This is a genomic window from Marinobacter antarcticus (assembly GCF_011049865.1).
Taxonomy (GTDB): domain Bacteria; phylum Pseudomonadota; class Gammaproteobacteria; order Pseudomonadales; family Oleiphilaceae; genus Marinobacter; species Marinobacter antarcticus_A.
Genome location: NZ_DRGY01000121.1, coordinates 40,905 through 55,220, shown reverse-complemented (window position 1 = coordinate 55,220; position 14,316 = coordinate 40,905). Strand labels below are relative to the sequence as shown.

Below are 14,316 nucleotides of genomic sequence, written 5' to 3'. Positions count from 1 at the left end.
TTTCAGGGATTTGCGCTTTTCCTGTCGACACAGCAGGGCCCCGTATGCCCGTAACTGAGCCAGGTGCAACGCCCGCTGGTGAGGCCGAATGCGGGACAAGTCGCCACGGTGGGTTTTGATTTCTTCTAACAAGCCGGCGTGCGGATTATACACATCAGCCCGGCCGTAAATCTCTAATCCCATACACTCACCGGTAAGTGAATACTCGCTTTTATAACCGTAACCGCGTTTCCCCTGAATGGCCTGGTGGCCGGCAATGCCCTCTTCGGCACTGGGCGCGGGCGTGTAGCGAAAGTCCAGATCGCCTTCCCGGGCGGCGAACTCACACAGGGTTCTCACCGCAACTTTCACGGGGTGACTCCGCTGTCTTGCCAGCGCAAATAACACACGCTGGCGGCGATTCCCTTGCGGGCAAAAAAGTGCAACCAGCGGATTTGGTGATCCTGCAGTCGGTCGCCAGGGCCCTTCACTTCGATCATTTCATAGCGCGGCTTGTTGGCCGGGGCGTCCGGATAAAAGCGCACCAGATCCGGGAAGCCGCTACGATGTTCCCGGATATTCAGCAAAAGCCGTTCGAACAGAATCTGCAGATCTTCTGTGGGAATACAATCCAGCGCCAGATTCAGCAGCTCCTCACTCAATGCCGGCCAGATCACAAAGGGGTTGGTGATACCCTGTTTAGCCGCGTAGACATCCAGAATCTGCTGGCGATAACGCCCATCACGCAGCGCTGCAAAACACTGATCGAAGGCAGCTTGCCGGCGGCTCAGAAAGTCCTCTCGCACAAGATCCGCCGGGCCCGAGTGGAACGGGTGAAAGAAAGCACCGGGTATTGGTTTGAAGATCGCGTGCCAGCACAGCAATCCGAACAAGCTGTTGATCAGGGTGTTTTCCACATAGAACACCGGCGCTTCAGGGGTGGACAGGTGATCCCGAATCACGCGCTCCACAGAGCCAACGGTTGGCGGCAATGTCAGCGTGAACTCATGTATGTCAGGGTTCTGCGGCGCCAGCGGAGCCGGCTGACCCGTTTTTGCCGCCAGCCGCTTCACAATGCGCGCCAGGCCCTGGGCTTCGGCGTCGCTCAGCGCCTGATTTTGCCAACTGGCCGCAATGCACCAGGCTTGCTCGAAACGTTTCATCCGCTCCATCAGCCGCAGCTGTTTCAACCCTGCCTCGCGATGGCCACTGGCCGCCAGTGCTTGCAGCGCCAACTCACGTTCGCCCTGGCGTTCTGCCTGTCGCCCCAGCTCCAGCAACAGCCGATCACGGCGGCTGGTCAGCCAGGGGTTGTCCGAAGGCTGCGGCACCTCGGTCCACACGTCTGCGGCGGGAATTCCGGCGTCCAGAAGCTCGCGGCAGCGGTGCATAGCCAGATAGGTATCCACCTCGCTGCGCCGGGAGAAGGCCCGGGCTTCTGGCGTAAACGCCACCGGTTCATAGCGGTGATGACCCAACTCCACCAGCACGAAATCAGACCAGCTCTGGCGCAGGTTGCCAAAGAACATCAGCCGTACACGATCGAACAGATCCATCCGGTTGACCCGCACTACGGCTTCTGCTCGCTCAAACCAGTCCGTCAGCGTGCGAGCTTCCGCGAAGGTTCCCTCCTTAAGGGCTTCCTTAAGGGCGTCCTGAAGAGCCTCGCGCATACGGGCTTTAGGCAGGGTTTTGGGATGTCCCGACTGCGCCAGAACCGACGCAAACGCCGGTCGCAGTTCCGCCAGAGTGAACAGGCGAAACAGTTCGTCCAGGGTCAACAGCGGGGCGGTATCCAACCAGTCGGCAGCTCTCAGTTCCTCCAAGGCGTCCGCTACCGGGCGTCCCAGTTCAGGGTAATTCAGCTTGTCCGCCCGGAATAGGTCGCCAGCGCGCATCACCATGCGGGTCAATAACGCACGGGCAGGGCGGGACAACTCGAAGAAATCACGCAGGTAGATATATTCCGGTCGCAACAGCAGGTCGGCGTGGTGATTGGTTACCCAGGCCACCACGGTTTCCATGTTCTCCAAATAATACAAAGGGTTTTCAAGATCCGCCGCTGCGGGTCTGAAATCCCCGTGGGACTTGCTTATAGAATCACGGGCAGGTTTTACAATAATTCAAACACCCCTATTTCAGATCGCCCTTTTCAAATGCCCGTCTCTGCCGGTTGCAAGCGCACGCCAGCAATTTTCCAGGCACCTTCAACCTGTATCATTTGATAATAGGCGTCCCAGAGTTTGCCTTCGGGGCCTTTAAACTTCACCCCTTGCATATAAAAAATACCCTGATGCACGTTTTCGGTGAACTCGATCTCCGTGGCGTCGTGCACCGCGGGGTAGGCTTCGCGGACCATATCCACAAACACCTGTGACGACCCGAAGCGGCGCTTGATCCCCCCGGAAGCGTAAGCCCAGGCTTGCTCACGGTCATTGTTGGCAAACGCTTCGATCTGACGCAGGATGGTGTCTTGAATGTCGATAATGTCGTGATTCCCGACAGCTTCGCGAGCCTCGGCTACTTTGTTATCAACGCGTTTGTCATCATCACTGGCCAAAGCCCGGGGTGGCCAGACGATCGCGACACTCAGAATGACCATCAGAATGGCCATCTGAGTGATTATCAGAAACAGAGTAACGCTCTTTCCGGTGCTTATAGATTGCTGGCCCATGACAAAACCCCTTGATTGAACGCTTTTTAATCAATACGAGCAAAGGCACGCTCCGGACTCTCCCAATGCTAGCGTTTCAGGCTATCCGTTTCTGTGCTCACATACGGTACCCTTAGTAGTATCAGATAGTAGTAGTATCAGATAGTAGTAGTATCAGAATTTAGGCATCAGGATTGAACCGCGTACCAGACAAGGAAAACCATGGCTGCCCTCTCTACAAGTGCCACAGGTGCCACAAACGCCCACACCCAGATCACCCCCGGCTTTCACGCCATACACGCCAACCACCTGGAAGATCTGCGTCGGGCGGTGGTGTTTATCTGTCAGCAGAACCCATTGCCGCCGCTGCAGAGCGAAACCTTTCTGGTGCAGAGCAACGGCATTGCCCAGTGGCTGAAGCTGGCGCTGGCGGAAAAGCGCTCCGACGATGGAAGTGAAGGCGGCCTGGGCATCGCCGCCGGTATGGATTTTCTGTTCCCGGCGCGGTTTATCTGGCAGGCCTACCGCGCCGTGCTGCCGGATGGCGAAGTGCCGGAGCAATCCCCTTTCGATAAGCGTCGGTTGGTGTGGCGGCTCTACCGCTTGCTACCGGAACTGGTGCACACAGACGAGGTATTCAATCCGCTTGCGCGCTTTCTGGAAGGCAGTGATCCGGATTTGCGGGCGTTCCAACTGGCTGAGAAAGTGGCGGATCTATTCGACCAGTATCAGGTGTTCCGCGCCGACTGGTTGGCCGCCTGGGAGCAGGGTCGGGATGTAGTAATAAGCACCCGCAACGGTGAAAAGCCGATTGAGGAAGACACCCGCTGGCAGCCGATGCTGTGGCGCAAACTGGTTAAGGACACAGGCGCTGACGCCCACACCAGCCGCTCGCAGATTCACACCCGGTTTATGGCCGAAGGCCAGCGTATAGCCGCACCCGCGCATCCAAGCCGCTTACCCCAGCGCATTGTGGTGTTCGGAGTCTCGTCTTTACCACGACAGGCGTTGGAAGCGCTCTATGTACTCAGCCGTTTCAGCCAGGTGGTGCTGTGCGTCCACAACCCCTCGCAGTTTTACTGGGCGGATATTGTCAGCGACCGGGAACTGCTGAAAGCCGAGCGCAAGCGCGGTGCCACTCACCCCACACTGTCGCAGATTGAGGATGCGGACCAATTACACCAGCACGCCAACCCCTTGCTTGCGGCCTGGGGCAAACAAGGCCGGGATTACATCCGCCTGCTGGACGAGTTCGACAATCCCGACGAGTACCGCGCCAGCTTTCAGACGCCGGACCAAAAGATCGACATTTTCTCCGAGCACGGCACAGGGCAGGCGCCCCGTTTGCTGCACCAACTGCAGAACGACATCTACAACCTGACGCCGCTGCAGGAGATTCGTGATGAACAGCGCCGGTTGGATTTGAACCGCGATCATTCGGTGATCTTCCACAATGCTCACAGTCCCCAGCGGGAAGTGGAAATTCTGCACGATCAACTGCTAGCCGCCTTTAACGCTGACGCCACGTTGCGACCACGGGACGTGATGGTGATGGTGCCGGACATCAACGTCTACGCACCCCATATCCAGGCGGTGTTTGGCCGCTACCCATCAGGGCGCAAGCGCCATATTCCATTCACCATTTCCGATCAGGGGCAGCGCCACCATGAGCCGGTGCTTATCGCACTGGAAACCTTTATGTCTTTGCCCCGCAGCCGTTTCGGAGTGAGTGAGATCATCAGCCTGTTGGAAGTACCCGGTATTCGCGACCGATTCGAGATTGCCGAGGACGAAATCCCCCTCGCCCGGCGCTGGGTAGAGGGCGCCAACATTCGCTGGGGCCTTCACGGTGCCCACCGGGAAAGCCTGGAGCTGCCGGCCGATCTGGAGCGCAACACCTGGCAGTCAGGCCTGCGCTCCATGCTGCTGGGTTATGGCATGGGCGACGACGAGCCCTGGGCGGGCGTTCAGCCCTACGGCGAAATCGGCGGACTGCAGGCCAGCCTTGCAGGGCGGCTTGGCGAGTTTGTGTATCGCCTGGAAACCCTGTGGCAGACGTTACAGGCCAGCCGCGCGCCCCAGCAATGGGAAGTGCTGTTTTCGTCGATGCTCGAGCAGTTTTTCCACAAGGTGGAAGGGCATGACCTTCTGTTACTGAACCGCTTCCGTCGGCAACTGGAGCAATGGCTGGACGACACGCTCGCCGCCGGGCTGGATCAGCAACCGCTGCCGTTGAATATCGTGAAGGACGTCTTGCTGGAAGGCCTCGACGAAGGCGGCCTGAACCAGCGCTTCCTGGCCGGCAAGGTGAACTTCGCCACGCTGATGCCCATGCGGGCGATTCCGTTTCGCAACGTGTGCCTGCTGGGCATGAATGACGGAGACTACCCCCGCTCGCGACCGCCGGTGGATTTTGACCTGATGGCCCAGGATTATCGACCCGGGGACCGCTCCCGCCGGGAAGATGACCGCTATCTGTTTCTCGAAGCCATGCTCTCCGCACGCGAACAGCTTTATATCAGTTGGGTAGGGCGTAGTATTCGCGACGATTCCCCAAGACCCCCGTCTGTGCTGGTAGGCCAGTTGCAAGATCATCTGGACAGCCTCTGGCAGGTGGCTGGGCAGCCTGATGCTCCCTTGACCGAAGCATTGACCACCTGCCACCCGCTGCAACCGTTCAGCCGCGATTATTTCCCCCAGGTGCAACACGCTCGCAGCCTGTTCACCTATGAACACGAATGGCGCGGCGCCCATGGCGACGAAGCTGCACAGCAGCAGAACAAGCCGCAAAGCCCGCAAACAGCCCTGCCGTATCAGCAGCCCGAGGAACCCATCACCCTCAACGATCTGGCCGGCTTTTTGAAAAAACCGGTGGATACATTTTACCAGCGCCGCCTGCAGGTGCGCTTCGAGGATGTGGAAGACGACGACACAGACACAGAAAATTTTGACCTCAACGGGCTCGACCGCTGGCGGTTAGACACCGAACTGATTGCGCAAGGCCTGCTGAAAGCCGGCGATGAACAAGACCTGCAGGAACGCCTTGAAAGCACCCTCGACCGCATGGCGCGGCGCGGCGACCTGGGCATGGGCGTTACGGAACACCGGCTGCGCACTGAGCTCTCCGGTCGCCTGCCGGATCTTTTCCAACGGTATCAAGGCGCGTTGGCCGAATGGCCCGAAGCCCTCAGCGAGCCCGTGCCGTTTGAACATCGCCTGGTCAACAGTGCAGGATCGGTGGAGGTGCTGGACCTGATTGATAACCTGCGCCGCAACCACGACGGCAAGATCTGCCGGTTAGTGATCGCCGGTTCCAGCCTGCTCAGCGGCAGCGGCAAAACCAAAAAGCTGCGCTATGCCAATTTAATGCGCGACTGGGTCATTCATCTGGCGGGGCAGCTGACATCGCAACCTTTCGAAACCCTGATTCTGGGCAAGGAAGAGGGCCGTAAAGTCCGCTTTGCGCCCCTAGAGCCGGAAACCGCCGCCAAGCATCTGGATGCCATACTGGCGCGCTGGATAGACGCCAGCACCCGGGCCTTGCCGCTGCACGTGGACGCCGGTTTTGCCTGGATTTACAGCTTCTATCAAAGCAAGAAGTTCCTCGGTGACCACGAGCGCGCCATCAGCGATGCCCAACAGGCCTACACCACCGCGCTGGAGCGGGACACGGGTTACCTTAGAGGCGCCTTCGAAAGTGCTGACGTGTTAATGCAAAGCGGCGAATTTGAGGCGCTGTTGCACGAACTTTACGTGCCTCTGTGGGAAGCCGAACAGGGCAAATCCGCCGCTGGCCAGTTTGAGGGCACGCCATGACAGCTGAAACATCTGACAAAAAGCGCAACCCGAACCTTGATCCGTTAGCACTGCCCCTGAACGGCAGCAGCCTGATCGAGGCCAGCGCCGGTACCGGCAAAACCTTCACCATCGCCATTTTATACGTGCGGTTGGTGCTCGGACACGACCAGCCCGAGGGCAGTGCGCTGGCCGCGGGCATGCTGCCACCAAACCTGCTGGTGGTCACCTTCACCGACGCCGCCACCAAGGAACTGCGGGATCGCATCCGCGTTCGGCTCACCCAGGCCGCCGACGTGTTTTCCGGCGCCACCGACAGCACCCAGCCCTCCGCAGAAACAGCGCTGCTATACACGTTGCGCAACAACAGCTACCCGGACCCCGCCACCTGGCCAGACTGCCGTAAAAAGCTGCTGCTGGCCGCCGAGTGGATGGACGAAGCGGCGGTGTCCACCATTCACGCCTGGTGCAACCGCATGCTCACCGAGCACGCGTTCGACAGCGGCAGCCTGTTCCGCCTCAAACTGGAAACCGACCAAAGCGACCTTCTGGATGAAGTAGCGCGGGATTACTGGCGCACGTTTATTTATCCGCTGTCACCGGAGCTGATGGACGAAGTGCTGAGCCACTGGAAAACTCCGGACAACTTGCGGGCATCCGTGCGCAACCTGATTGGCGACGCCGATTCTTTCGACGTTGCTTCCGGCGATGTGAAGCAGGCCATCGACGTGACTGTGCAGCGGCGCAGGGGACAGGCTCAGTCTCTGAAAACTCACCCCTGGGCAGACTGGAAACCAGAAGTAACCGACCTGCTGATCGGGCTCAACAAGGACAAACGCCTGCACGGCGGCAGTATGAAACCGATGATTGCGGCCTGGGACACGCTGTTGGAATGGGCAGCTTCCGATGCGCTCTACCCGGACGGGCTGGAGAAAGCCGGCTTCCAGAACCAGACGCCAGAGATACTGGCCAGCAAACTCAAAGGCGACGGCGCTGTGCCCCACCATCCTGCTTTTGATGTCATCGAAGAGCTGATCGCCTTTGCAGACAACCTGCCCAGCGCCGAAGCCGACATTCTGAAACACGCCACCCGCTGGATTGCTGCGCGGTTGGAATCAGAAAAACAGAAGCGCTCGGAGATGGGCTTCGACGACCTGCTCACCCGGCTGGACGACGCCCTCCATGGCCCCCGTGGCGATCAACTGGCGGCCACCATCCGCCGCCAGTTTCCGGTGGCGCTGATTGACGAATTCCAGGACACCGACCCGGTGCAGTACCGCATCTTCAACCGCATTTACCGGGTTGCGGAGAATCACCCGGACACCTGCCTGCTGATGATCGGCGACCCCAAACAGGCGATTTACGGCTTCCGTGGCGCCGATATCCATACCTATCTGGACGCACGCGCCGGCGCGTGCGACCGCACCTGGACCCTGGGCCGCAACTTCCGTTCGTCAAAACCCATGGTGAACGCGGTCAACCGGGTGTTCGAATACGGCGATTTGCACAGCCCCGAGGGCGCCTTTCTGTTCGGCAAAGGCGATACCTCACCGCTGCCGTTTCAGGGCGTGGAGGCCAACGGCACCAAACGCCTGTGGTCGGTTGACGGCGATATCCAACCCAGCCTTACGCTGTGGTCGCTGGAAAGTGATCAGGAAGACAAAAACGGCGATCGCAAAAGCCTCGCCAAAGGCACCGTCACTAAAAATGTAGCCGAAGCCTGCGCCAGTGAAATCGCCCGCCTGCTGACGCTTGGCCAGCAGGGATCAGCCGGTTTTGCTCTGGAGAGTGACCCGGATGATATAGAGCCGATTGAACCCAAAGACATTGCCATTCTGGTGAACAACCGCAACGAAGCCGCTGCGGTGCGCGATGCCCTTGGCCAAAGGCGCATCAAAAGCGTGTACCTGTCTGACCGGAATTCGGTACTCGCCTCCCAGGAGGCGAAGGAAGTGCTGTGCTGGCTCAAAGCCTTTGCCGAACCCCGGCAACTGGCCTATGCCCGCGCCGCACTCGCGACGCCCACGCTGGGTTTACCCTGGCGTTATCTCGACCAACTGCTGACCAACGAAATGGCGCTGGAGCGGGAAATCGAGCGCTTTATGGGCTATCAGCAACAGTGGCAAAACCAGGGTGTACTGCCCATGCTGCGCAGCTTTCTGATGGACTTTGCCGTACCCGGGCAACTGCTGCAGCGCCCGGACGGCGAACGCCGGCTCACCGACATTCTGCACATTGCCGAACTGCTGCAGCAAGACAGCCTGCAACTGGACGGCGAACACGCACTGGTGCATCACTTTACCCAGATTTTGCGGGCGGCAGACGAAGAAGACGAACACCGTACCCTGCGCCTGGAAAGCGACGCCGGGCTGGTAAAAGTCATCACCGTGCACAAATCCAAAGGCCTGGAATACCCGCTGGTGTTCCTGCCCTTTGGCACCGCGTTCCGAGCCCAGAGCGAAAAACAATCGTTCGTGCGCTATCACGATGACAACTCACAGCTGATCACCGTGTTCGATCCAACACCGGCAGACGTTGCCCGGGCAGACAAAGAACGATTGGGCGAAGACATCCGCAAACTCTACGTAGCGCTGACCCGCGCCCGATTCGCCACCTGGGTGGGCGTTGCCGACATTGAAAACTGGCACCTCAGCGGTCTGGGGTATCTGCTGGGTGGTGAACCTGCGGCGCAACTCCCGCTGAGTGACGCGCTGGGCCATCTGGTTAGCGGCCACACGGAACTGTATGCCGAGCCGCTGCCGGCGGCAACCAATGTGCATTACGCCGAAGAAACGCCCGCGGCCCTCGGGCCCGCACTGATCTCAACCCGGGAAGCCCGGGAAGACTGGTGGATAGCCAGCTACTCCTCCCTGGAATACACCGGGCTGTCTGGCACGGGCATTGTGTTCGCCGGCGAAGTGGAAGACGAAGAAAGCCAAAATCTGCTGGAAGAGGGCGCCCACAACCGCGATGAGGAAGACGTAACCGTTCCGCTTGGCCACAGCCTGCATTATTTTCCCAAAGGCGCCGGGCCGGGTACGTTTCTGCACGATTTGTTGGAATGGTGCGCGCAACAGGGCCTGCAACACATTGTGGACAACCCGTTGCAACTGCGTGAGCAGCTCATCCGCCGCTGCAGCACGCGGGGCTGGAGCGACTGGGTAGACACACTGGAGCGGTGGATATTGGCGCTGATTCGCCAACCGCTGCCTTTGAACCGCGACAGCGGTGAAATCACCAGCCTGGCGAGCCTTGGCACACTGCGACCTGAACTGGAATTCTGGTTTGAAAGCCGCAACGTCAGCACCCGGGCCATGGACCAGCTTGTTACCCGGTACACCCTCAACGGCGCGGATCGTCCGCGGGTCGATGGCGGGCGCTTCAACGGTATGCTCAAAGGCTTTATCGACCTGGTGTTTGAGCACCACGGGCAATATTACGTGCTGGACTACAAATCCAATCATCTGGGTGATAACGACAGCGCCTACACAGATCAGGCCATGGGCGAAGCCATTCTGGAGAAGCGTTACGATCTGCAGTACGTTCTTTACTTGCTGGCTCTGCACCGTTTGCTGAAAGCACGCCTGCCGGATTACGACTACGATCGGCACATGGGCGGCGCTGTGTATCTGTTTTTACGGGGCGTGAATGCGCCTGGAGCGGGGGCGTTTACCGACAAGCCGCCCAGAGAGTTGATTGAACAACTGGATGCCATGTTTGACGGCACGGCAGCCCTCGGGGAGGTGGCGGCATGAGCAAAACGCGAAATACCGACAACCAGTTTGCGTTTGATCTGGACGACGCCGTTGATATCGATACAACCGCGTCGGCTTCTCCGAGCCTGGACAGCAGCCTTGCGCTGAACCAGACAGAAACGGTTCTGGAATTGCTGGATAGCTGGCAGCAAGCCGGGTGGATTCGCCCTCTGGATGTGCGCTTTGCGCGGCTGATTCAAGACCTGTCAGAAGAGCAGAGGGAAGCACTGCAGCCTCTGGTTTTATTACTCGCTGCCCTGACGTCCCACCAGGTGGGCCGGGGCCACGTATGTGTGGATTTGGCAACTCTGCTGGCCGATGCGGATAGCACGTTATCGCTGCCACCGGAGGAGCCAATCGGAATCCTGCCTGTGCAAACCCGGCAGCCGGGCCCCGGAGATATTCTCGCGCGCGTGTCGGCTGATGAATGCATTTCAGCTCTGGGCAGGGCCTTAGCAGTAAGTGATGGCTCACATACTACGCCGCTCGTGCTGAACGGAACGCGTCTGTATCTGCGCCGCTTCTGGCGTTATGAGCAACAGATTGCCGCCGGTATTGTGCAGCGTTTGGCACAGCCGTCTGTGCTGGCCGACCCGTCTTCGCCTGCAGCCAAAACCCTGAGCCAGGCGCTGGATGCGCTCTTCAAACCGCAGGGCTCTTCAGGGTATTCTGTGAGCTCAGCTGTGGACTATCAAAAGCTGGCCTGCGCCCTGGCAGCCCGTAACCGTTTCGCCGTCATTACCGGCGGCCCCGGCACCGGCAAAACCACCACCGTGGTGAATTTACTGGCAGCCCTGCAGTCCGTCGCCGGCGAATCCACCGAACGGGCCGGGCGCAAATACCGCATTCGCCTGGCGGCCCCCACTGGCAAAGCCGCCGCACGGCTGAACGAATCGATTGGCGGTGCCGTCAGCCGCCTGCCACTGGCGCAGTTGCCGGGGCAGGTGGCGCTGGCGGACATTCCCACCAAAGTCACCACCCTGCATCGCCTGCTGGGCAGCCGCCCGGATACCCGCACATTCCGTCACAACCGGGACAATCCGCTGCTCGTGGATATTCTGGTGATCGATGAAGCGTCCATGGTGGATATGGACCTGATGGCGTCGGTATTCGACGCCCTGCCCGCCAACGCCCAACTGATTCTGCTGGGCGATAAAGATCAGTTGGCGTCGGTCGATGCCGGCGCGGTGCTGGGGGAGCTGTGTCAGCGCGCGCCAGACGGACATTATCGGCCAGCGACGGTGCAGTGGTTGCAGGCGATAACCGGTACCGACATCCCGCTAACCCTTCAAGATGCCGAAGGCCAACCGCTGGATCAGGCGGTGGCCATGCTGCGTAAGAGTTACCGCTTCGCGGAAGGCAGCGGCATTCGCCAGCTTGCCGAGGCGGTCAACACCAACACCCTGGACGCTGACACACTCCAGAAGGCCCGTAACGCCGGGTTTGAGGATGTGGTGTGGCTGAATGGCCACAGCAAAAAAACAGCGCTGGAAGACACTCAGGCGCTGATCTGTGACCATGCGGTCAGTGGCAGCCCCCAGGCGTTCCGCAACCACGGGGAAGGGCGAGTGGATGGCAACAATCTGCCCCTGCAGCCACCGGTGGGTTACCGCCACTACTTGTCACGGATGCAAGGTCACGGCCTGAACGACAACAGCACGAAAGACGAATGGGACGACCTGGCCAAATCGGTACTTCAGGCGTTCAGCGACTTTCAGATCCTGTGCGCCCTGCGCCGCGGCCCTTGGGGCGTGGAAGGGTTGAACGAGCTGATCGCCCACCACTTGCTCGCGCAACGACTGATTCCAAGAGCTGAAGGCTGGTACGCAGGGCGTCCGGTGCTGATTACCGGCAACGATTACAACCTGGGGCTGATGAACGGCGACGTGGGCATTACCTTCAGCCTGCCCTGGGGCGCTGGCTCTCAAAGCACGCCAAACAGCAGTGACAGCCCACAAACGGTCTTGCGCGTTGCGTTCCCCGCCAGCGATGGCAGTGGCGCGATCCGCTGGATCTCACCGAGCCGGCTGCAGCAACTGGAAACCGTATACGCCATGACGGTGCATAAATCCCAGGGTTCGGAGTTCAATCACACCTGCCTGGTGCTGCCCGATCGCCTGAGCCCCGTGCTCACACAGGAGCTGGTTTACACCGGCATCACCCGCGCAAAAAACTGGTTCAGCCTGATTACCGGCGACGCCAGCGTATTCAGCGAAAGCGTCGGCCAGAGGGTGGTGCGCGCCTCAGGATTGGCTTCTGTATGCCTTTCCTCTTCCTACTGATTTTCGTCGTCATCATCGCCGCGCTGTTGCTGCAGCCACAGCCTGGCGTAGTAGCCATTTTGCGCCAGCAGCTCATTGTGGCCGCCGCTTTCAACAATCTGCCCGTGATCCATCACCAGAATCGTATCGGCGTCGCGCACGGTGGATAAGCGGTGAGCGATGACCAGCGTGGTGCGCTGGCGGCTGACTTCGTTGAGGGCGCCCAGAATCGCCTGCTCGGAAATGGAATCCAGCGACGAGGTGGCTTCATCCAGAATCAACAGGGGCGGGTTTTTCAGCAGCACCCGGGCAATGGCAACGCGCTGTTTTTCGCCGCCGGAGAGTTTCAGGCCGCGCTCGCCGACTTTAGTGTCGTAGCCATCAGGCAAGCTGCGTATGAACTCATCCAGATGCGCCTGACGGGCAGCGTAGTGTACTTCGGCTTCTGTGGCCTCTGGTCGGCCATAGGCCAGGTTGCGGTATAGCGTATCGTTGAACAGCACGGTATCTTGCGGCACCACACCTATAGCCGCGCGCAGGCTGTCCTGGCTGATCTCGCGGATATCCTGCCCATCAATGGTTATACGGCCTTTTTCCACGTCAAAAAACCGGAAGAGCAAGCGGGCCAGGGTAGATTTACCGGCGCCGCTGGCCCCCACCACCGCGAGTGTGTGCCCGGCCGGTATGGAGAGGTTCACATCCTGCAGAATCGGGCGATCCGCACGGTAGGCAAAATGCACGTGATGAAAACCCACTTCGCCTTTATCCACCACCAGTGCGGGCGCCTCAGCAGCGTCTTCAACCGCCGGCTTTTCCCCAAGTAGACCAAACAGGCGCTCCACGTTTACCAGGGACTGGCGAATTTCCCGGTAAACAAAACCCAGAGCGTTCAGTGGTATGAACAACTGCAGCAGGTAAGCGTTGATCATGGTGAAATCGCCCAGGGTAATGGCGCCGCTGGCCACTTCCCGCACGGCCATCACCATCATCGTAATCATGGCCATGCCGATGATCAGCGCCTGACCGGTGTTCAGCGCGGCCAGCGACAGGCGGTTCTTCAGGCGCGCCTGCTCCCAGCCTTCAAGGTCCTGATCGTAAAGATCCGCTTCAAACTGTTCGTTGTTAAAGTATTTCACGGTCTCATAGTTGAGCAGGCTGTCTATTGCGCGGGAATTGGACTGGTTGTCCCGGGCGTTGGCCTCGCGCACAAAGCGGGTTCGCCATTCGGTAACCACAATGGAAAAAACGATGTACACCGCTACCGCGATCACGATGGCAAACACATAGCTGGCGTTGAACGCGACCAGTAAAATGCCCGCCACCATCACGATTTCCAGCAAGGTGGGCACGATATTGAACAGGGTAAAGCGCAGCAGAAAGCTGATGCCGGTGGTGCCGCGTTCGATGTCCCGGGCCAGGCCGCCGGTTTTGCGATCCAGGTGGAATGCCAGCTCACGGTCGTGGAGATGGCGGAACACCCGCAGTGACACTCGCCGCATGGCGCGCTCGGCCACCCGCGCAAACACCGCATCCCGCAGCTCACTGAACAGGGTACTGGCAAACCGGAGCAGGCCGTACGCAACCACAAGCCCCACGGGAATCCACAGCAGCAACTCGCCTTCGCGGCCCTGGTCCAGGTAATCAACGATGTATTTCAGGGCCACCGGGGTCGCTACCGTTGCCAACTTTGCCAGTATCAGAAAGGCAACAGACAGCGCCACCCGCCCACGAAACTCGGCGAGATATGGCCAGAGGCCGGCAATCACTTTCCAATCCGGTTTGTGGTTGGCCGGGTAATCACTGTCGGCATAAGCGCGCACGGAAATTCCTTCCTTTTTACTGTGGGGGCAAGCGTATGATAAGGCTTGTTGAA

General features: G+C 59.5%; 6 protein-coding genes and 1 pseudogene. 3 read left to right on the top strand and 4 right to left on the bottom strand.

Annotation, left to right across the window (positions count from 1 at the left end; all coding sequences use genetic code 11):
* The 3 genes and pseudogenes from ENI00_RS15155 to ENI00_RS15145 form a co-directional block, all read right to left on the bottom strand.
* Positions 1–351, bottom strand: a pseudogene (locus ENI00_RS15155) (ATP-dependent DNA helicase); the annotation flags it as partial.
* Entirely contained in the window at positions 348–2,075 is a 1,728-nt protein-coding gene (locus tag ENI00_RS15150) for a VRR-NUC domain-containing protein (RefSeq protein WP_349740432.1), read from the bottom strand. The pseudogene ENI00_RS15155 and the gene ENI00_RS15150, both read right to left, overlap by 4 nt.
* A 56-nt stretch (positions 2,076–2,131) precedes the next feature.
* Positions 2,132–2,653, bottom strand: coding sequence for a DUF4864 domain-containing protein (locus ENI00_RS15145; protein WP_304104214.1), 522 nt, complete (start codon positions 2,651–2,653; stop codon positions 2,132–2,134).
* A 201-nt stretch (positions 2,654–2,854) separates the two neighbouring features.
* On the opposite strand from ENI00_RS15145, the gene recC reads away from it, so the two are divergent.
* The 3 genes from recC to recD are packed head-to-tail and all read left to right on the top strand — an operon-like array spanning position 2,855 to position 12,464.
* Positions 2,855–6,448: an exodeoxyribonuclease V subunit gamma gene (recC, locus tag ENI00_RS15140; RefSeq protein ID WP_304104213.1), complete on the top strand. Its 3,594-nt coding sequence runs from the start codon at positions 2,855–2,857 to the stop codon at positions 6,446–6,448.
* Positions 6,445–10,182, top strand: coding sequence for an exodeoxyribonuclease V subunit beta (gene recB, locus ENI00_RS15135; RefSeq protein ID WP_304104211.1), 3,738 nt, complete (start codon positions 6,445–6,447; stop codon positions 10,180–10,182). The genes recC and recB overlap by 4 nt, the downstream gene beginning before the upstream one ends.
* Positions 10,179–12,464, top strand: a complete 2,286-nt coding sequence (recD, locus tag ENI00_RS15130; protein WP_304104209.1) for an exodeoxyribonuclease V subunit alpha — start codon at positions 10,179–10,181, stop codon at positions 12,462–12,464. The genes recB and recD overlap by 4 nt, the downstream gene beginning before the upstream one ends.
* Here recD and ENI00_RS15125 read toward each other — a convergent pair.
* Positions 12,458–14,263: an ABCB family ABC transporter ATP-binding protein/permease gene (locus tag ENI00_RS15125; RefSeq protein WP_304104207.1), complete on the bottom strand. Its 1,806-nt coding sequence runs from the start codon at positions 14,261–14,263 to the stop codon at positions 12,458–12,460. The two genes, recD and ENI00_RS15125, sit on opposite strands and share 7 nt — an antisense overlap.
* Positions 14,264–14,316: the final 53 nt, after the last annotated feature.

What these genes read in the sequence shown, in the direction of transcription:
- ENI00_RS15145 (WP_304104214.1), bottom strand. Translation starts at nt 2,653, where the DNA reads ATGGGCCAGCAATCTATAAGCACCGGAAAGAGCGTTACTCTGTTTCTG.
- recC (WP_304104213.1), top strand. Translation starts at nt 2,855, where the DNA reads ATGGCTGCCCTCTCTACAAGTGCCACAGGTGCCACAAACGCCCACACC.
- recB (WP_304104211.1), top strand. Translation starts at nt 6,445, where the DNA reads ATGACAGCTGAAACATCTGACAAAAAGCGCAACCCGAACCTTGATCCG.
- recD (WP_304104209.1), top strand. Translation starts at nt 10,179, where the DNA reads ATGAGCAAAACGCGAAATACCGACAACCAGTTTGCGTTTGATCTGGAC.